This is a genomic window from Massilia polaris, assembly GCF_012927275.1.
In the GTDB taxonomy this organism is placed as follows: domain Bacteria; phylum Pseudomonadota; class Gammaproteobacteria; order Burkholderiales; family Burkholderiaceae_D; genus Telluria_A; species Telluria_A polaris.
In genome coordinates, this window is record NZ_JABBGG010000004.1 from 52,745 (window position 1) to 70,614 (window position 17,870).

Sequence of the window (17,870 nt, forward strand, 5' to 3'; positions counted from 1 at the left end):
AAGTTCATGTCAGGGTATAAGCAATCGAAAGTGGCCGGCGCCGAGCCGCTTGCAACGTCCGGGCCGCGCAGCGCCATCCATGTTGCGGTTGCGCCGGCTCGCCGTCCTGAGGCGCGCATACCGGTCATGCATGACGATCCGGCCGGAGCACCGATGGTGTTCACGGTGCAGTATTCCCTGTCGGAGTACTCGGGCTTCATGTGGGAGCATGGCGGCTACCTGATTCGCCGCCGCCGCCTTGGGGCCTTGCGCACCTACCTGATGCTGCTCAAGACCACCGGGTCGGCGGCGCTGCATTTCGCGGCCGCGGGGCGCGGCAAGCTGGTCTATGAATTCACCGTCGACGACCACGGCATCGTGCGCAGCTGCTCGCGCGGCGTGACCCTGATCGCGTGGGATGACGTGATCCGCATCCGGCGCTACCGGCGCGGCTACCTGATGGTGCTCAAGCGCGGCACCTTGCCGATTCCTTACCGCTGCCTCGGCGACGCCGAGCGGTCCGGGATGGAGCGCTACACCGAGACGCTCAAGATCGCCGCGCAGGCGGGGAACGACCTGACAGGCGTTCCGGCTTAATCGAACAATACGGGCAATTCCTGCGAGCGCTGGCGCAAGGCCGCGCGAGCGCCGTCGTAATCCGGATACACCGAACCCACCTGCGCCCAGAAGCGCGGGCTGTGGTTCATTTCCAGCAGGTGCGCCAGTTCGTGCGCCACCACGTAATCGATCAGCGGCAGCGAGAAGTGCACCAGGCGCCAGTTCAGGCGGATGTCCCCGCCCACCGTGCACGAACCCCAGCGGGTGCCGGCTGACGACAATGCCATCGAGGCGTAGCGCACGCCCAGCTTTTCGGCATACACGTCGAGGCGCTCGGCGAACAGCCGTTTGGCCTCGCCCTGGTACCAGATTTTCACGCGCTCCTGCAGCTGCCATTCCGACAGGCCGGGCACCACGCCCAGGCGGAGTGTGCGCGCCTCGCCATCGAACACGCAATGGCTGCGCGCCGCGTCCTCGATGCGCAGGGTGATGTCGGCGCCCAGGAATGGCAGCAGGGCGCCGTCGATCCAGCGCACCGGCGGACGTTCTTCGCGGGTGGCGCGGCGTTCGCCCCGTTCGTGCAGCTTGTTCAGGATCCAGCGCTGCTTGGCGCGGATGGCGGTGTCGATTTCGGCCAGCGTGATGCGGCGCGGCGCGGTGACGCGCAGGCCGTTATCGTCGATCATGAAGCCGATCGAGCGGCGCGTCGAGCGGCGCAGTTCGAATTCGAGCGAGTGCGCACCCAGCTGGATGCGGCGCAGCGGCGGTGCGTCTGGCGAGCGTGGCGGCGTTGGAATGGCGGGCCGCGGCGGAACCGGCGGCGCCTTGAACAGTGGTTGCGGAGCAGGAGAAGGGCTTTTCGCGGCCGGTTCGAGCGCCGCGAAAAAGTCCTGCGCAAATAATTCGAGTTGGTGCCCGTTGATCTTTGGTGACGTCATGTTCTGCTGCGGTGTGGATGCGCGGATCAGGGCGCCCATTTCGCTTAGCCAGCGTTGTAGACGTGGGGTGAAATGACGCGCATTTCTGATTCTATCCAATTTTCCACCTCTTCCATCATGCTGTCGGCCGTGTGGCCATCCGGGGATATTGGTTTTCCGATCGATACGGTGATGATACCGGGCCGTTTCAGGAATGAGTTCTTCGGCCAGCACTCGCCAGAATTATGCGCGATCGGCACGACGACCGTATTGGTTTCGATGGCAAGGCGAGTGCCTCCGCTTTTGTACTTGCCCTTCTGGCCGACCGGTATCCGTGTCCCCTCGGGGAACATGATAATCCATTGGCCATCCACCAGCCTGCGTTTGCCCTGGGCTACAACATGCTTGAATGCGTATTTCCCCTGGCTGCGGTCGATCGGGATCATGCGCAGCAGCGCCATGCCCCAGCCGAAGAACGGGATATACAAGATCTCTTTTTTGAAGACGTAGACGAGGGGGCGCGTCAGGCTCGGGAGCAGGAAGATCGTCTCCCATGCCGACTGGTGCTTCGACAGCACGATGGCCGGCGCGTCCGGCAGGTTGTCGTAGCCCTTGAACTGGTAGTGGATGCCGCAAATGACCTTGGCGCACCAGATGACGAAGACGTTCCAGCGCGAGGTCACCCAGAAGCGTTTGTTGTATGGCAGGGGCGCGGCCAGCATGCAAACCCACACCCATATCACGGTGGCCAGCACCAGCACGACGGTGAACAACAGGGAACGCAGGAACAGGGTGAAGTTACGCAAGATGTCTCCGGGATGATTGTGATGTTATGCAGCGCTGGCGGCAGGCGCGTTGGCGTCCTTGAGCAGCGCGTCGACCATGCTGGCCAGGTCGGGGAAGGCCTGGGTGCCAGGAGGCAGTCCGCCCGTCTCCAGCGTCTTCTGGCCCTTGCCGGTCAGGACCAGGTAGGGCACGCAGCCGCTGACGAAGCCGGCCTGCAGGTCGCGCAGCGAGTCGCCGACGGTCGGCACGCCTTTCAGGCCGACCTTGAAGCGCTTCGAGATCTCCTCGAACATGCCGGCCTTCGGCTTGCGGCAGTCGCAGTTGTCGATCGCCGCGTGCGGGCAGAAGAAGATCGCATCGATGTCGGCGCCGACCTGCTGGGCGCTGGTGTGCAGCTTGTGGTGGATGGCATTGAGGATCGACATGTCGAACAGTTCGCGCGCAATGCCCGACTGGTTCGACGCGATCACGACGCGATAGCCGGCCTGGTTCAGGCGGGCGATCGCTTCGAGCGAGCCGGGGATCGGAATCCACTCGGCCGGCGACTTGATGAATTCGGGCGAGTCATGGTTGATGACGCCGTCGCGGTCGAGGATGATCATCTTCATGACTGCGGCTCCAATCACGATGCCAGCTTCGAAATGTCGGCCACGCGGTTCATCATGCCGTGCAGCGAAGACAGCAGGGCCAGGCGGTTGTTGCGCAGCGCCGCGTCTTCGTCCATCACCATCACGTCGAGGAAGAACGCGTCGACGTCGTCGCGCAGGCGCGCCAGCGTCTTGAGGGTGCCGCTGAAGTCGCCGGCGGCAAACGCCGCGTCGACGTCCGGACGGACTCGCTTGATCGCTTCGAACAGATTGCGCTCCGCCGCTTCCTTCAGCAGGTCTTCCGACACGGCGCCGATGGCGGCGTCGGTCTTCTTCAGGATGTTGGTGATGCGCTTGTTGGCAGCGGCCAGCGAAGCGCTTTCCGGCAGCGCGGCAAACGCCTGCACCGCCTCAAGGCGCTGGACGATGTCGTCGAGGCGGTCCGGATTTTGCGCCAGCACCGCTTCCACTTCGTTCGGCGTGAAGCCGCGCTCGCGCAGCATGCCGCGCAGGCGGTCGATGACGAAGGCGCTGACTTCCGCCGACGGGTCCTTGAAGGCGGCGCGGGTTTCGAACTGCGCCGCGGCAAACGCCAGCAGTTCGCTGATGCCGACCGCCAGGCGCTTCTCGATCATCATGCGCAGCACGCCGAGCGCGTGGCGGCGCAGCGCGAACGGATCCTTGTCGCCGGTGGGCTGCAGGCCGATGCTCCAGATGCCGACCAGGGTTTCCAGCTTGTCGGCCAGCGCGACGGCGGTGCCGGTCGGGGTCGACGGCAGGGTGTCGCCGGCAAAGCGCGGCTGGTAGTGTTCGGACGCGGCCAGTGCGACTTCCTCATGCTCGCCGTCGTGGCGCGCGTAGTAGCTGCCCATGATGCCTTGCAGCTCAGGGAATTCGCCCACCATGTCGGTCAGCAGGTCGGCCTTCGCCAGCAGCGCGCCGCGTTCGGCCAGCAGCATGTCGTAGCCGAGGCGTTTGGCGATGGCGCCGGCCAGCGCGGCCAGGCGCATGGTGCGCTCGGACTGCGTCCCCAGCTTGTTGTGGTAGACGACGTTGGCCAGCAGCGGCAGGCGCGCCTCCAGCGTCTTCTTCTTGTCCTGCTCGAAGAAGAACTTGGCGTCGGCCAGGCGCGGGCGCACCACGCGCTCGTTGCCGCCGATGATGTGCTGCGGCGAATCGGTCGCGATGTTCGACACGATCAGGAAGCGCGAACGCAGCTTGCCGGCGGTGTCGGTCAGCGCGAAGTATTTCTGGTTGGTCTGCATCGTCAGGATCAGGCATTCCTGCGGCACGGCCAAAAACTCTTCTTCGAAACGGCATTCGTACACTACCGGCCATTCGACCAGCGCGACCACTTCGTCGAGCAGCGATTCAGGCATCAGCACTTTGTCGGCGCCGGCTTTTTCGAGCAGCGAAGCACGAATGCGGTCCTTGCGCGCGGCAGGGCTGGCGATGACGCGGCCTTCGGACTCCAGCGTCGCTTCGTAGTGCTCCGCGTGCGCGATGGCGATGTCGCTGCCATCGGTGAGGAAGCGGTGGCCGAGCGTGATGTTCGATGCGTTCAAGCCAAGCGCCGCCAGCGGGAGCACCTGTTCGCCATGCAGCGCGACCAGCTTGTGCGCCGGGCGCACGAACTGCACGGTATCGCCGCCGGGACGCTGGTAGCTCATCAGCTTAGGAATCGGCAGCTTAGCCAAAGCGTCGGTCAGCGCGGCCTGCAGGCCGGTGGCCAGCGCGCTTCCCTGCGCGGTGTGGGTGTAGAAGAAGCTCTCGGCCTTGCCGTCGGCGGCGCGTTCGAGGCGGTCGACGGTGACGTCGGCAAAGCCCATCGCGGCCAGCTTCTTGGCCAGCGGCGCGGTCGGATTGCCGTCGGCGTCGAGCGCGACGCTGACCGGCAGCACCTTGTCGCGGATCGACTTGTCGGGTGAAGTGCCGCGCACCTTGGTGATCGATACCGCCAGCCGGCGCGGCGTGGCGTAGGTGGTGGCGTCGCTGCCCTCGTCGAGGAAGTCGCGCGACTTGAGGCCGTTCACGATGGCGGCGGCAAAGGCGTCGCCCAGTTTGACGAGCGCCTTTGGCGGCAGTTCTTCGGTCAGCAGTTCGACTAGTAATGTCTGGTTCATGGTTCTTTTCTTGTCGTTCAGGCGGCGGCGTCAAGCGACGTCAGGGCCATCGGGAAGCCGAGCTTTTCGCGCGAGTCGTAATAGGCTTGCGCCACGAGGCGCGACAGGGTGCGCACGCGGCCGATATAGGCGGCGCGTTCGGTCACCGAGATGGCGCCGCGCGCGTCCAGCATATTGAAGCTGTGCGACGCCTTCATGATCTGCTCGTAGGCCGGCAGCGTCAGCTGCAGTTCGACCAGGCGTTTGGCTTCGGATTCGTGGTTGGCGAACTGCGCGAACAGCAGTTCGGTGTTCGCGTGCTCGAAGTTGTAGGTCGACTGTTCGACTTCATTCTGGTGGTAGACGTCGCCGTACGACAGCGTCTTTTTAGTGCCGTTCTCTTCCCACTCGGTCCACACCAGGTCGTACACGTTCTCGACGCCCTGCAGGTACATCGCGAGGCGCTCGATGCCGTAGGTGATCTCACCAAGCACCGGCTTGCAGTCAAGGCCGCCGACCTGCTGGAAGTAGGTGAACTGGGTGACTTCCATCCCGTTCAGCCAGACTTCCCAGCCCAGGCCCCAGGCGCCCAGGGTCGGGCTTTCCCAGTCGTCTTCGACGAAGCGCACGTCGTTCTGCTTCAGGTCCAGGCCCAGCGCTTCGAGCGATCCGAGGTACAGGTCGAGGATGTTTTCCGGGGCCGGCTTGAGCACGACCTGGTACTGGTAATAGTGCTGCAGGCGGTTCGGGTTCTCGCCGTAGCGGCCGTCCTTCGGGCGGCGCGACGGCTGCACATAGGCGGCGCGCCAAGGCTCCGGACCGATCGCGCGCAGGAAAGTACCGGTGTGGAAGGTGCCGGCGCCGACTTCCATGTCGTATGGCTGGAGCAGGGCGCAGCCCTGCTTGTCCCAGTAGGACTGCAGGGTCAGGATAATTTGTTGAAATGTGAGCATCGTGTGTGGCCGTCACGCCGCAGCGTGAACGATTGTTGGGTTTGCCAAAAGGCCAATTTTAGCGGGTTTTGCGCGGGGACTGGGGCCGTTGTGGCGACTATGTCACTTTTGCGCGGGTTGGGAAAGGGTTTGGCGGTATTTTCGGCCCATCAGCCAGGCCGCGCCAAGCGCCAATGCCGACAGCAGCAGGAACAGCGCGTTACCGAAGCGGATGTACGGCGTCGAGCCCTGCATGCCCTGCACGGTGGCGGACAGGCTGCCGCGCGTGTGCGACGGCAGTTTGGCGGTGACCCTGCCTTTGGCGTCAATGACGGCGGTGGCCCCGTTGTTCGTCGAGCGCAGCATCGGCCGCCCGGTTTCGAGCGAGCGCATTTGCGAAATCTGCAGGTGCTGCGGGATCGCGACAGACCTGCCGTACCACGCCAGGTTCGACACGTTCAGCAGCATCGTGGCCGGCGTCTTCGATGAACGCAGCTGCAGCGCGATCTCTTCGCCGAACGCGTCTTCGTAGCAGACGTTCGGCAGCACCAACTGGTCCTTCACCGCGAACGGCGCCTGTACTTTGGCCCCGCGCGTGAAATCGCCCAGCGGGATCGAGATCAGGTCGACGAACCAGCGGAAGCCCGACGGCACGAATTCGCCGAACGGCACCAGGTGCTGCTTGTCGTAGCGGAAGCCGCGCCCGTCCGGCGCAACGCCGGCCACGCTGTTGGCGTACTGGGTCGGGCTGTCGGCCAGCGGTATGCCGTACATCAGGTGGCTGCCGGTGTCGCGCGCGAAGCCTGCCAGGCCGTCCAGGTACCCGGGCGGCAGCTGCTGCGGGAACAGCACGATCGCCGTTTCGGGCGTGGCGATCAGGTCGGCCGGAGCGGCCTTGATCATGCCGGCGTACAGTTTGAGCGCGCGGTCGATATGCGCGATGTCGAATTTTTCGTTCTGCGGCACGTCGCCCTGCAGCAGGCGCACGGTGATCGGGGCGCCGGCCGGACGGGTCCAGTCGATGAAGGTCAGGCCGTAGCCGGCGGCCATGACGGCGGCCAGCATCCCGAGCGCCTGCATGCGTGCGCGCTGGGTCAGCATGACGAGGCAGGATGCGCACAGCGCGACCAGCGCGCCGATGCCGAACACGCCGATCAGCGGCGCGTAGCCGGCCAGGGGACTGATGTTATGGGCGTAGCCGGACGAGGCCCAGGGGAAGCCGGTAAACATCCAGCCGCGCACCCATTCCGAGAGGCCCCAGGCGGCTGGCAGTACCAGCAGCAGGAAGGCCGGCACCGGCAGCGACCAGCGCCGGCGCAGCCAGGTGGCGGCGCCGGTGGCCAGGCCGGAGAACACGCCCAGGTAGACGGCCAGCAGGGCGATGGCGATGGCGGCCAGCGGCGCCGGCATGCCGCCGTGGACGGTGATGGCGACATACAGCCAGTGCATGCCGGCGACCGACCAGCCGAAGCCGAAGCCCCAGCCGACCAGCAAGCTGCGCCTGGCCGAGGTGTCCATGCCGACCTGGTAGAACAGCCACGCCAGCGTGACGGCCTGGATTGGCCACCATGCGAACGGCTGGAACGAGAACAGGCTGGCAAAGCCCGCCAGCGCGGCCACCAGCATCGGCAGCGCAGTGGTGCGCGGCTTGCGGGAGGCATGGTCTGGCGGGGTGGCGCGGCGACGCAGCATCAGTCGCGGTCGTCTTCGGCCGAAGGCAGTTTTTCAACCAGGACCACATGGACCTGGCGCGCATCGGCGCGCAGCACTTCGAAGCGCAGGTGGTCGATGTCGACCACGTCGCCCTTGTGCGGCATGCGTCCGAGGTGGCTTGCCACCAGGCCGCCGATGGTGTCGGCGTCGTCCTCGGGCAGCGAGGTTCCCAGCTCTTCGTTGAACTGTTGGATCTCGGTCAGCGCCTTGACCCGCCAGCGCGGGCCAAGCTGGCCTTCCTTGATCGAGAGGATGTTGTCTTCTTCTTCGTCGAAGTCGTATTCGTCCTCGATGTCGCCGACGATCTGTTCGAGCACGTCCTCGATGGTGATCAGGCCGGCCACGCCGCTGTATTCGTCGACCACGATCGCCATGTGATTGTGGTTGGCGCGGAAGTCGCGCAGCAGCACGTTGAGGCGCTTGGACTCGGGGATGAACACGGCCGGGCGCAGCATGTCGCGCACGTCGAACGATTCTTCGGCGTAGTAGCGCAGCAGGTCCTTGGCCAGCAGGATGCCGACCACGCGGTCGCGGTCGCCCTCGACGGCAGGAAAGCGCGAGTGCGCCGTTTCCAGCACGTTGGGCATCCAGTCTTCGATAGGCTTGGAGATATCGATGACGTCCATCTGCGAGCGCGGCACCATGATGTCGCGGGCGGACAGGTCGGAGACCTGGAACACGCCTTCGATCATCGACAGCGCGTCGGCGTCGATCAGGTTGCGTCCGTGGGCGTCGTGCAGCACTTCGAGCAGCTCGACGCGGTTCTCGGGCTCAGGGGAAATCAGTGCGGTCAGGCGTTCAAACAGTGACCGGTGGGGTTTGGCGTCCGTTCGGACGTCACTAGGGTGCTCTGGCATAGTTGGCATGAAGCCGTTGTTACGATGGGGCGTAGGATACACCAAAAGCCCGGCTGCCCGTTTTTTAAGCACGCCTTGGCGTGCCGCGGAGCGGGCGCCGGCGGCTTACTCGGGGTAAGGGTCGGGGTAGCCCAGCACCTCCATGATGTCGCGCTCAAGCTGCTCCATCTCGTCGGCTTCCTCGTCGTGTTCGTGGCCGTAGCCCTGTGCGTGCAGCACGCCGTGCACCACCAGGTGGGCCGCATGCTCCTCGACTGTTTTCTCCTGTTCGGCCGCTTCGCGTTCGAGCACGTCGGTGCACAGGATGATGTCGGCGCGGGTCGGCTGGTCGTCGGCGATGATCTCGCCTTCGTTGTAGGCGAAGGTCAGCACGTTGGTGGCGTAGTCCTTTTCGCGGTAGTCGCGGTTCAGGGTGCGGCCTTCTTCTTCGGCGACGAAACGCACCGTCAGCTCGGCCGGCGCGAACAGCGCGCCCTGCACCCAGCGTTCCACCATCTCGGGCGTGATGGTTTTTTCGAGGCGTTCGTCGGGGTACTGGACCTCGAGGTCGAGTTTATTTTTTTCGGACATTTTTAGCGGCTGCAGGACGTTTCGGGAGGGCGGCCAGGTCGTCGATCGACGCGGCCGATTCATACGCGTCGACGATGCGCGCCACCAGCGGATGGCGCACCACGTCGGCGCTGGAGAAGTGGGTGAAGGCGATGCCGCGCACGTCCCTCAGGACATGGGCCGCGTCGACCAGGCCGCTGCGCTGGGTCTTGTGCAGGTCGACCTGGGTGACGTCGCCGGTGACCACGGCCTTGCTGCCGAAGCCGATCCGGGTCAGGAACATCTTCATCTGTTCGACCGTCGTGTTCTGCGCTTCGTCGAGGATCACGAAGGCGTGGTTCAGGGTGCGGCCGCGCATGTAGGCCAGCGGCGCGATTTCGATCACCTGTTTCTCGAACATCTTCTGGGTGCGGTCGAAGCCGAGCAGGTCGTACAGCGCATCGTAAAGCGGGCGCAGGTAAGGGTCGACCTTCTGGGCCAGGTCGCCCGGCAGGAAGCCGAGGCGCTCGCCCGCTTCGACCGCGGGGCGGGTCAGCACGATGCGCTTGACGGCATCGCGTTCGAGCGCATCGACCGCGCAGGCCACCGCGAGATAGGTCTTGCCGGTGCCGGCCGGGCCGACGCCGAAGCTGATGTCATGTTCGAGGATCGCGCGCAGGTACTGGATCTGGTGCGGGGTGCGCCCGCGCAGGTCGGTGCGGCGCGTTTTCAGCACCGGGCTGTTGATCTCGATCTCGGGCAGTTCCTCGGTCGGCTCGGATTCGGGCGCCGAAGCGCGCAGGCCGCTGCGCTGCTCGACCAGGGCCAGCTGCACTTCCTCGATCGGCACCACCTTGTTGGCGACCGCGTAGAACCGTTCGAGGATATCCACAGCGCGCGAGGCATTGGTGCCGCTGACGATGAATTTTTCACCGCGCCGGAAGATGGTGACGTCGAGGGCCGCCGAGATCTGGCGCAGGTTTTCGTCGAGCGGTCCACACAGGTGGGCCAGCCGGGTGTTGTCGAGCGGCTCGGGAACGAAGTATTCGGGCTGGATGGGGGTCTTGGTTTTCAACGGTGCCTGGCGGATGGTGTTCTCTGCGTAAATAGCTGTTTTGACAATGCGCGGGGGCCAGTTTACCGCAAATCCTTTTTCGCGGCCAAAACGACAATCAACCCGCGTGCGCTATTCCGCGTATTTTCCATCGTGCAATATTTATTTCTTATCAGCTTCAGTTATGCCTTTCCGAATCAAAAGATTAACAAGCATTTGATTGTGTGCGAATTATTTCATTTTGAAAATCAATGAGTTCCGGCAGTATCGTAACGTTGGGAAGCAAAGTAGTTTATTTCTTGCGTGCGACACAAATCTGATTCATGTGTTGAAATAATTATGTGACAAGCTTTCCGTGCGTTAGCTTGATTTCAAACAATGACGCTTGTGCGCTGGTCGGATGTACTGTCGGCGTATGAGTCTGATAATTTGTGTGAAATACAAGTGGTCGGTGGAAGGCGCGTAGCGCAGGGAGCCTACGAACCGGTCACGTGCTTGGACTGATGATCGACTTGTTCTGTTAATCAAGGTGAAGGGCGTTTTCGGGAACTTCTTTGGGCAAATCATGGTCTTTAGCAAAGTTCGTAACTGAATCATTTCAACCACTCTCACGAGGTAAATCATGGCACACCATGCTTTGGCATCACAAGAAAGTTACAACCCCAACCACCTGCTCGATATTCTGCTGGGTAAGATGCAGCTGAAGAACGATGCGGCCTTGTCGCGCATGCTGGAAGTCGCGCCTCCGGTCATCAGCAAGATTCGCCACCACCGCCTGCCGGTCGGCGCCTCGCTGCTGATCCGTATGCACGAAGTCACCGGCATGAGCATCCGCGACCTGCGCGACCTGATGGGCGACCGCAGGACCAAGTATCGCCTGTCCGACGCCCAGGGACGTCCAAAGCCAGAAGACAAAGCGGCAGCAGAAGCAGCACAGCAGCAGACACCTGGTAATTATGCGCACTGACACCGCTGGCGTTACCGCAACAGCAGTCAAGCCTTCGGTGCAAGATGGCAACGGCCCGCCGCACTGTGCGACGGGCCCCGCCACCGCCTGATACAAGCGCAGCGCCGGCAGGTCCCGCGAAGACCTTAGCCCATCAGGACGGAAGAAATCTCTTCAAACTGCAGTTCCGTCTCGCGGAATACATGCAGGTAGGACTCTTCGTTCAGCCCCAGCGCGGTCCATGCGACCGATGAGACTGCGGGTACGAGCTCATCCTCATCGCGCGCGATATCCAGCGCATGGACGATTGCGTTCGCCACGTGAACGATCGTGGCCAGGAAGCCCGCGCCGGGCGCCTCGGGATCATGGTGGTGGGCAATGGCCAGCCGCATGGTGTCGGAAAAGTTCCAGTGTTCGGCCAGGGCAATCCCCGCCGCCACATGATCGACCCCCAATACTTGCTGCTCGGCCTCGAGCAATTCGCAATCGGTTTCTTTGCGCAATGCGGTCGCCTGCGCGTACAGCTCCGGGAAGCTGGTGACCAGCACCAGCCGTCCGATATCGTGCAGCAGACCGGCGGTGAAGGCGTAATCCTGGTTGAACTTCATGCGCCGCGCCAGCACGCGGGCGCAGGCCGCGGTCGCGATCGAATGGCGCCAGAACGCCTTGTAGTCGAAGCCCGCGCATTTGCCCTCGGCGAAGCAGCCGGTCACGGCGGCCGCGATGATCAGGTTGCGGGTGGCCTGGAAACCGAGGAAGGTGATCGCCTGGTTGAGCGTGGTGACCTTGACCTGCAGGCCGTACACCGGCGAGTTGGCCAGGCGCAGCGTCTTCGCCATCAGCGCCTGGTCGTGCGAAACTTTTTTCGCCAGCACCGAAATGTCGACATCCTCGGCGTCGATGCTGCTCAGCAGCTCCATGACGACGGCGGGCAATGAGGGAAGGTCGAGCAGGTTCCTGACGACGTCATCGATGACCAGTGCCGTCATTCCGCGATTCCCCGCTGCATGCGGTAATCCTCGACATAGCGGCGCAGGATGCCGGTCGCCCAGTCGTTCTGGTTGTCGATGTCGTTCTTGCGGAACAGGTGCGCAAGGCGCTGCTGCACGGCGGCCGGATCCGCTACCGGAGCCTGGACCACCGCGCCCGTCGCCAGCACGGCGACCGCCGCGATGCCATGGCGCGGCATCAGGGCGATGGTGGCTGCGGTCAGCACGGCGCCGCGCGGCAGCAGCACATGGCCCTGGTCGTCCAGCAGCTCGTCCGAAAGGATCATTCCCGGCCGGATCTCGGCCAGGGCAAGGTGCTGGTAGGCAGCGCTCATCAATTTCTCCAGGTGAATAATTCGATCTTACCATCGACCGGTGCGGCAACTTGAGGGGGCGTAAATACCACAACTCCTTTTGTTGTATTCTCGGCATTTTGCCCGCCCAACCTCCTCTGCAAAGGACCATCATGAAACTGTACTTCAGCCCCGGCGCCTGCTCGCTCTCGCCACACATCGTGCTGCGCGAAGCGGGCCTCGATTTCACCACCGAGCAGGTCGACCTGCGCGCCAGGCAAGTTGCCGGCGGCGCCGACTTCCGCCAGGTCAACCCGAAGGGTTCGGTGCCCGCGCTGATGCTGAAGGATGGCGCCGTGCTGACCGAAGGCCCGGCCATCGTGCAGTTCCTGGCCGACCTGGTTCCCGAAAAGCAGCTGGTGCCGCTGGCGGGATCGTTCGAACGCTACCGCCTGATGGAATGGCTGAACTACATCGCGACCGAAATGCACAAGGGCTTCGGGCCGCTGTTCAACCGCGGCGCCAGTGCGGAAGCGCGCGACCACGCCATCTCCGGCCTGGCCGCGCGTTTCGGCCATGTGGCGCGTTCGCTGGAAGGGCGCGACTACCTGATGGGCGAGCGCTTCACCGTGGCCGATGCCTACCTGTTCACGGTGCTGAACTGGTGCGGCTTCACCGGCATCGACCTGGCGCCGTGGCCGGCCCTGCAGGCATTCCAGGCCCGCGTCGCGGCCCGTCCGGCGGTCCGGCAGGCGCTGCGCGCCGAAGGCCTCGCCAAAGATTGATAAAACTCCCGCGGCTGCGGGATCTTGTTGGCTGCTATTCGAATTTTTCGCCGCTGTGCCGGCTGGCTCGCCAGCCGATCAGCACCAGGCCGACCAGCATCATGGCAAACACTTCCGGCTCCGGCATTTCCGCCAGGTCGCCAGGCTGGGCGACTGCGCCGCGCGCCACCATCAGGTCGGCGCGCGAGGTCAAGCCGGCAATTGGCGCGGCGTGCACTGTGGCGCGCTCAAATTCAACAAGGGTGGCCTGGGCCGTGCCGGCCAGGCCGGCGGCCAGTACGATGCAAAGGACGAATTGTTTCACGATAATCCCCTCTCCTTATTGATCCCGGCCTGGCGCGCCGATACACTGGTGCAGTGCAGCGAAAAATCGATCCATCGTGTGCTTTTTGTTCATCGTATTAAACCATGGCGTTCCGGGTTTTTCTACGCTGATTCGATTGCGGCGGATGATATGTCGTGAGGCATTGCGAGCGGAATTTATCGCTGTGCGGTGCGGAAAAATTCGTTTTGGTTTATTCTGTTTCCTGCGTCAATAATCCAAGGCAATAGGCAGCGTCCGACAGGTCAATCGGCCCGCCCAGATGGTCTTCCGTCGCGGAAATTGAGGCGCCAAACAGGCGTTGGAAAAACGAAAAGAAGTAGGTCATGGCAGATCGTCCATTAACAGTTCGGACGATGATGTATCGACATTGCAAACTCATCAATCGTTGAAACGAACTGTTACGCATTTCGCCATTTTTAACGCTTCGCCAACGAAGTTTGCCAGCTTCATAACGCATTCGATTGCTGCCTTGACTACAGATGTTGCGACGCAAAATTTTTTTGTGAAAACTGTTTGCGTGCGCCTTTTTAATGAAGGTATAGTCTCCATATCCCTCTTGCCTTCAAGAATTAAATTGATGGCAAATAATCACGTCCGGGCCAGACTTTCCCGGCAAAACGTGACATGTATAGCGACGTTGATGAACCCATATCGAGCGTTGCTGTCGCGACCGCGCCCTGAATGCGTGCGGTGAACAGAACTTTTTACGATGTTGCGGTACCTGCGTCCACTATTCACAAAGTAAATCATGCCTAACCTCGCCAAACTCCAGATCGTCTTTAAGAATTTCTACGTGCGCATCGGCGCCGGACTCCTGCTCGCCACGGTCATTGGCCTTGCCATCTACAAGAACGACGTGCCACAAGACACCAGCCCGGTCGTGTACTCGCAGAACATTTCCGAAATCACGGGCCTGGCTGCGCAGAAAGGTAATCTCGAGTACCTGATGGTGGCCAAGCCGCTGTCGGAAGCGCCGCGCTACATCTACAAGTTCAAGGACGCGCCGCAACTGCACGTGGTCAAGGTGCCCAGCACCTCGCACCTGAGCCTGGAGCGCGAAGTGCTGCTCAAAAACGCGATTCCATACGCGATCGCCAGGGATGACTACCTCGCGTCGCACAAGGCCGTGCTGCTGGACGAAGGCCAGAATGCCGCGACCGAGGAAGCGCTGGCCTTCCTGAAGCGCCACGCGCTCGACATCGCCATCATCCTGCTGCTGATCTACGTGCTGAAGTTCGGCATCCCCGGCATGGGCATGAGCGCCAATGTGCTGACCCCGGACAAGCTCAAGGGCAGCATGGACGACCTGATCGGCATGGACGACATCAAGCAGGAAGTGCTGCACCTGGAAGACATGATCCGCAACCGCGCGGAATACAAGTCGCACAACATCGACAAGCCGTTCAACGTGATGCTGACCGGGCCTGCGGGCACCGGCAAGACCAAGCTGGTCGGCTACCTGGCCAAGCGCCTGAACGTGCCGCTGATCCAGGCATCCGGTTCGGCGCTGGAATCGGGCTATGTCGGCGGCGGCTCCAAGGCGCTCAATGCGCTCTACCGCAAGGCCTGCAAGCAGGGCAGCTGCATCATCTTCCTTGATGAAGCGCAAACGCTGTTCACGCCACGCGGCCGTGGTGAAAAGAAATGGGAGGACGACACCGCCAACACGCTGCTCGGCCTGCTCGACGGCGTCAAGAGCGACAAGGGTGCCGGCGTGATCTGGGTCGTGGCCTCGAACTTCGACGACGCCTCGTCCGACATGGACGAAGCGATGCTGCGCCGCTTCTCGGTCAAGATCAACTTCCGCCTGCCGAACAAGGGTGAGCGCATCGAGCTGCTGCGCAGCTTCCTGAAACGCAAGAAGGACGGCCTGGTCGACTGGAGCAACCTCGACCTGGACCAGGTTGCCGAAATGACCGCCAACCTCAGCCCTGCGCTGCTGGAAACCGTGGTCGAGCGCGCCAGCATGATCTCGATCCAGGAAAAGGCGATCATCGACACCGACCTGATGTTCCGCGCCTTCGAGCGCTCGACGCTTGGGCTGACCGACCGCGCCACCACCGCGGAAAAAGACAAGCAGCGCGAACGCGTGGCGCTGCACGAACTGGGCCACTTCTTCATGCAGATCGACCCGTACCTGCGCGCCGGCATGACGCTGGCCGAAGTAAAGGAAAAATCGCACCTGCTCAAGATCAGCACCGAGTCGGTATCGAAACTGGGCGCGCTCGGCTATGTGCTGCAGTCGGGCGATGACGTTTCGCTGCGCACGCTGGAAGAACTGGAGCGCGACGTGATCCAGCTGTACGGCGGCGTGGCCGCTGAAGAACTGTTCTACGGCGCCCGCGGCATCTCGGTCGGCAGCCAGAACGACATCGAAAAGGCCACCAGGATGCTGAACCTGATGGTCAACCGCCTGTCGATGTACTCGCGTTCGAAGATCGACTACTCGCAGTTGAAGCAGGAAGGCAGCGACAACCCGACGATCCGCCAGGTTGAAGAAAAATCGGACGAGCTCTACAGCTACACGCTGGGTGCGATCCGTGACTACAAGGCGGTGATTGAATCGCTGAAAGACACGCTGCTGGAACAATACGTGCTGTCGAAGGATGTCGTGTTCGCCCTGCTGGAAGAGCGCCGCGAGCTGCTGATGGCGCACATCCACGCCCCGCGCACCGCCGGCCTGAAGCTCTGCACCGAAGGCAGCGCCGCTTAAACCGCATCAACTAAGTTGCTTGCTTCAAAATCGGGGTCTGTCCCCGGGGACGGACCCCGATTTTATTGCACGATGCTTTCCGCCAAATCCGGTAGCGATCAGTGCTCGACTGACGCCGTCCTCAAGCCTTCAAGCACATGGCGCGCCATGCTTGCCGCAAGCTCGTTCTCGCCCAGGAACACCTTGCCCAGGGTTTCTTCGCGCAGCAGCTGCGCTTCTTCTTCGTTATGCGTCCGGATTACGATGCTGATGTCAGGATTGAGCGCGCGCGCCGTCTCGCACATCGCCCGCACGTGGAAAGTATCAGGCGTTGCAATGACCAGCGTGCCGGCACGCGCGATGTGCGCCTGGATCAGCACCGCAGGCTCACCCGCGTTCCCCGCCACCGCCGGAATATTCCGTTTGCGCAGCTGGTCGACCAGCTCTCGGTTCTGCTCGGCCACCACATAGTGCACGCCATGCGCATCGAGCTGCTCGGCAATCTTGCGGCCGACCCGGCCGTAGCCGACCAGCACCACCTGCCCGCTCAGCTTGTGCTGCTCGACCGTCATCGGCAGCTCGGCCAGCGGATCGGTCGAGCGTTCCAGTTTCCGTGCAAGGTGCGACTTGCTGCGCAGCCAGCTTTGCATCGGCGCAATCGCCTTGAACAGCAGCGGATTGAGCGCGATCGAGATGATGGCGCCGGCCAGGATCAGGCTCTGTCCTTCCACCGGCAGCAGCCCGAGCGACAGGCCCAACGCCGCCAGGATGAACGAGAATTCGCCGATCTGCGCGAGGCTGGCGGATACCGTCAGCGCCGTATTGAGCGGATAGCGCAGCGCGAGCACCAGCAGGAACGCGGCCACCGATTTGCCGAACATGATGACGGCCACGACCAGCGCGACCCGGCCCGGACTTTCGACCAGCACCATCGGATCGAACAGCATGCCCACCGACACGAAGAACAGCACGGCGAACGCGTCGCGCAGCGGCAGCGATTCGTGCGCGGCCCGGTGGCTCAACTCGGATTCGCGCAGCACCATGCCGGCGAAGAACGCGCCCAGCGCAAACGAGACGCCGAACAGTTCCGACGACCCGTAAGCAATCCCGACCGCGGTGGCAACCACCGCCAGCGTGAACAGTTCGCGCGAGCCGGTGGCGGCAACGCGCCACAGGAACCACGGAAACAGCTTGCGCCCGATCAGCATCATGAACGCGATGAACGCGGCCACCTGGCCCAGCGTGAGGGCGAGCGCTTTCCAGAAATTGTCGTCGCCGCCTGGCGCCGCAGTCCCGCCGAGCGAGCCGGCGATCGCCGGCAGCAGCACCAGCATCAGCACGGTGACGAGGTCCTCGACCACCAGCCAGCCGACCGCGATGCGCCCGTTGATGGAGTCGAGTATCCCTTTGTCTTCGAGCGCCCTCAACAACACGACTGTGCTGGCCACCGACAACGCCAGCCCGAACACGAGCCCGGCGCCGATGCTCCAGCCCCACAGGTACGCCAGCCCCATGCCCATCCCGGTCGCCGCGGCGATCTGCAGGATCGCCCCCGGCAGCGCGATCTTTTTTACCTCCAGCAGGTCCTTCAGCGAGAAGTGCAGCCCGACCCCGAACATCAGCAGCATCACGCCAATTTCAGCCAGTTGGCCCGCCAGCGCCACGTCGGCAACGATGCCGGGTGTGGCCGGCCCGATCGCAATGCCGGCCGCCAGGTAGCCCACCAGGGCGGGCAATTTGAAGCGCACGGCGATCATGCCGAAGATGAGTCCGAAGCCGAGCGCGGCCGCGATGGTGGTGATCAGGCTGATGTTGTGGTGCATGCAG

Annotated in this window: 18 protein-coding genes; 4 read left to right on the forward strand and 14 right to left on the reverse strand. The window is 63.1% G+C overall.

Annotated elements, in window-relative coordinates:
• Positions 1-6 precede the first annotated feature (6 nt).
• Positions 7-576 (forward strand): YcxB family protein, encoded by a 570-nt coding sequence (locus HHL21_RS08240; RefSeq protein WP_229496221.1) that lies wholly within the window; start codon positions 7-9, stop codon positions 574-576.
• On the opposite strand, the gene HHL21_RS08245 is transcribed toward HHL21_RS08240, so the two are convergent.
• The 9 genes from HHL21_RS08245 to HHL21_RS08285 form a co-directional block, all read right to left on the reverse strand.
• Positions 573-1,475 (reverse strand): M48 family metallopeptidase, encoded by a 903-nt coding sequence (locus tag HHL21_RS08245; protein ID WP_169464781.1) that lies wholly within the window; start codon positions 1,473-1,475, stop codon positions 573-575. The two genes, HHL21_RS08240 and HHL21_RS08245, sit on opposite strands and share 4 nt — an antisense overlap.
• Before the next feature lie 44 nt (positions 1,476-1,519).
• Positions 1,520-2,260, reverse strand: coding sequence for a lysophospholipid acyltransferase family protein (locus HHL21_RS08250; RefSeq protein ID WP_169464782.1), 741 nt, complete (start codon positions 2,258-2,260; stop codon positions 1,520-1,522).
• Positions 2,261-2,284: 24 nt separating this feature from the next.
• Positions 2,285-2,848, reverse strand: coding sequence for a D-glycero-beta-D-manno-heptose 1,7-bisphosphate 7-phosphatase (gene gmhB, locus HHL21_RS08255; RefSeq protein ID WP_169464783.1), 564 nt, complete (start codon positions 2,846-2,848; stop codon positions 2,285-2,287).
• Positions 2,849-2,862: 14 nt separating this feature from the next.
• Positions 2,863-4,950 carry a glycine--tRNA ligase subunit beta gene (glyS, locus tag HHL21_RS08260; protein ID WP_169464784.1) on the reverse strand — a complete coding sequence of 696 codons (2,088 nt, stop codon included), beginning with the start codon at positions 4,948-4,950 and terminating at the stop codon, positions 2,863-2,865.
• 17 nt (positions 4,951-4,967) lie between these two features.
• Positions 4,968-5,882 (reverse strand): glycine--tRNA ligase subunit alpha, encoded by a 915-nt coding sequence (gene glyQ / locus HHL21_RS08265; protein WP_169464785.1) that lies wholly within the window; start codon positions 5,880-5,882, stop codon positions 4,968-4,970.
• Positions 5,883-5,984: 102 nt separating this feature from the next.
• Positions 5,985-7,553: an apolipoprotein N-acyltransferase gene (lnt, locus tag HHL21_RS08270; RefSeq protein WP_169464786.1), complete on the reverse strand. Its 1,569-nt coding sequence runs from the start codon at positions 7,551-7,553 to the stop codon at positions 5,985-5,987.
• Complete coding sequence (locus HHL21_RS08275) at positions 7,553-8,431, reverse strand: CorC family transporter (protein WP_169465149.1); 879 nt, start codon at positions 8,429-8,431, stop codon at positions 7,553-7,555. Before HHL21_RS08275 ends, lnt begins: the two co-directional genes overlap by 1 nt.
• 105 nt (positions 8,432-8,536) lie before the next feature.
• Entirely contained in the window at positions 8,537-9,001 is a 465-nt protein-coding gene (gene ybeY / locus HHL21_RS08280; protein ID WP_169464787.1) for an rRNA maturation RNase YbeY, read from the reverse strand.
• Positions 8,985-10,034 carry a PhoH family protein gene (locus HHL21_RS08285; protein WP_169464788.1) on the reverse strand — a complete coding sequence of 350 codons (1,050 nt, stop codon included), beginning with the start codon at positions 10,032-10,034 and terminating at the stop codon, positions 8,985-8,987. Before HHL21_RS08285 ends, ybeY begins: the two co-directional genes overlap by 17 nt.
• A 601-nt stretch (positions 10,035-10,635) precedes the next feature.
• On the opposite strand from HHL21_RS08285, the gene HHL21_RS08290 reads away from it, so the two are divergent.
• Complete coding sequence (locus tag HHL21_RS08290; protein ID WP_169464789.1) at positions 10,636-10,980, forward strand: hypothetical protein; 345 nt, start codon at positions 10,636-10,638, stop codon at positions 10,978-10,980.
• Between the two features lie 125 nt (positions 10,981-11,105).
• Here the strand turns inward: HHL21_RS08290 and HHL21_RS08295 are convergent, their stop codons facing one another.
• Together HHL21_RS08295 and HHL21_RS08300 are read right to left on the reverse strand one after the other, a co-directional pair.
• Positions 11,106-11,948, reverse strand: coding sequence for an HDOD domain-containing protein (locus HHL21_RS08295; RefSeq protein ID WP_169464790.1), 843 nt, complete (start codon positions 11,946-11,948; stop codon positions 11,106-11,108).
• Entirely contained in the window at positions 11,945-12,283 is a 339-nt protein-coding gene (locus HHL21_RS08300; protein WP_169464791.1) for a hypothetical protein, read from the reverse strand. The genes HHL21_RS08295 and HHL21_RS08300 overlap by 4 nt, the downstream gene beginning before the upstream one ends.
• 131 nt (positions 12,284-12,414) lie before the next feature.
• Between HHL21_RS08300 and gstA the strand changes: the two genes are divergently transcribed.
• Positions 12,415-13,026, forward strand: coding sequence for a glutathione transferase GstA (gstA, locus tag HHL21_RS08305; protein ID WP_169464792.1), 612 nt, complete (start codon positions 12,415-12,417; stop codon positions 13,024-13,026).
• Positions 13,027-13,060: 34 nt separating this feature from the next.
• Here the strand turns inward: gstA and HHL21_RS08310 are convergent, their stop codons facing one another.
• Both HHL21_RS08310 and HHL21_RS21915 read right to left on the reverse strand, forming a co-directional pair.
• A complete protein-coding gene (locus HHL21_RS08310; RefSeq protein WP_169464793.1) occupies positions 13,061-13,330 on the reverse strand; it encodes a hypothetical protein in 270 nt (89 codons plus the stop codon).
• Between the two features lie 211 nt (positions 13,331-13,541).
• Positions 13,542-13,676: a hypothetical protein gene (locus tag HHL21_RS21915; RefSeq protein WP_267874062.1), complete on the reverse strand. Its 135-nt coding sequence runs from the start codon at positions 13,674-13,676 to the stop codon at positions 13,542-13,544.
• A 423-nt stretch (positions 13,677-14,099) separates the two neighbouring features.
• Between HHL21_RS21915 and HHL21_RS08315 the strand changes: the two genes are divergently transcribed.
• A complete protein-coding gene (locus HHL21_RS08315) occupies positions 14,100-16,064 on the forward strand; it encodes an AAA family ATPase (protein WP_169464794.1) in 1,965 nt (654 codons plus the stop codon).
• 98 nt (positions 16,065-16,162) lie between these two features.
• Here HHL21_RS08315 and HHL21_RS08320 read toward each other — a convergent pair whose 3' ends face one another.
• The gene (locus HHL21_RS08320; protein ID WP_169464795.1) at positions 16,163-17,866 is read right to left on the reverse strand and encodes a cation:proton antiporter domain-containing protein; all 1,704 of its coding nucleotides are present in this window, start codon (positions 17,864-17,866) and stop codon (positions 16,163-16,165) included.
• Positions 17,867-17,870: the final 4 nt, after the last annotated feature.

What these genes read in the sequence shown, in the direction of transcription:
- HHL21_RS08240 (WP_229496221.1), top strand. Translation starts at nt 7, where the DNA reads ATGTCAGGGTATAAGCAATCGAAAGTGGCCGGCGCCGAGCCGCTTGCA.
- HHL21_RS08245 (WP_169464781.1), bottom strand. Translation starts at nt 1,475, where the DNA reads ATGACGTCACCAAAGATCAACGGGCACCAACTCGAATTATTTGCGCAG.
- gmhB (WP_169464783.1), bottom strand. Translation starts at nt 2,848, where the DNA reads ATGAAGATGATCATCCTCGACCGCGACGGCGTCATCAACCATGACTCG.
- glyS (WP_169464784.1), bottom strand. Translation starts at nt 4,950, where the DNA reads ATGAACCAGACATTACTAGTCGAACTGCTGACCGAAGAACTGCCGCCA.
- glyQ (WP_169464785.1), bottom strand. Translation starts at nt 5,882, where the DNA reads ATGCTCACATTTCAACAAATTATCCTGACCCTGCAGTCCTACTGGGAC.
- lnt (WP_169464786.1), bottom strand. Translation starts at nt 7,553, where the DNA reads ATGCTGCGTCGCCGCGCCACCCCGCCAGACCATGCCTCCCGCAAGCCG.
- HHL21_RS08275 (WP_169465149.1), bottom strand. Translation starts at nt 8,431, where the DNA reads ATGCCAGAGCACCCTAGTGACGTCCGAACGGACGCCAAACCCCACCGG.
- ybeY (WP_169464787.1), bottom strand. Translation starts at nt 9,001, where the DNA reads ATGTCCGAAAAAAATAAACTCGACCTCGAGGTCCAGTACCCCGACGAA.
- HHL21_RS08290 (WP_169464789.1), top strand. Translation starts at nt 10,636, where the DNA reads ATGGCACACCATGCTTTGGCATCACAAGAAAGTTACAACCCCAACCAC.
- HHL21_RS08295 (WP_169464790.1), bottom strand. Translation starts at nt 11,948, where the DNA reads ATGACGGCACTGGTCATCGATGACGTCGTCAGGAACCTGCTCGACCTT.
- HHL21_RS08300 (WP_169464791.1), bottom strand. Translation starts at nt 12,283, where the DNA reads ATGAGCGCTGCCTACCAGCACCTTGCCCTGGCCGAGATCCGGCCGGGA.
- gstA (WP_169464792.1), top strand. Translation starts at nt 12,415, where the DNA reads ATGAAACTGTACTTCAGCCCCGGCGCCTGCTCGCTCTCGCCACACATC.
- HHL21_RS21915 (WP_267874062.1), bottom strand. Translation starts at nt 13,676, where the DNA reads ATGACCTACTTCTTTTCGTTTTTCCAACGCCTGTTTGGCGCCTCAATT.
- HHL21_RS08315 (WP_169464794.1), top strand. Translation starts at nt 14,100, where the DNA reads ATGCCTAACCTCGCCAAACTCCAGATCGTCTTTAAGAATTTCTACGTG.
- HHL21_RS08320 (WP_169464795.1), bottom strand. Translation starts at nt 17,866, where the DNA reads ATGCACCACAACATCAGCCTGATCACCACCATCGCGGCCGCGCTCGGC.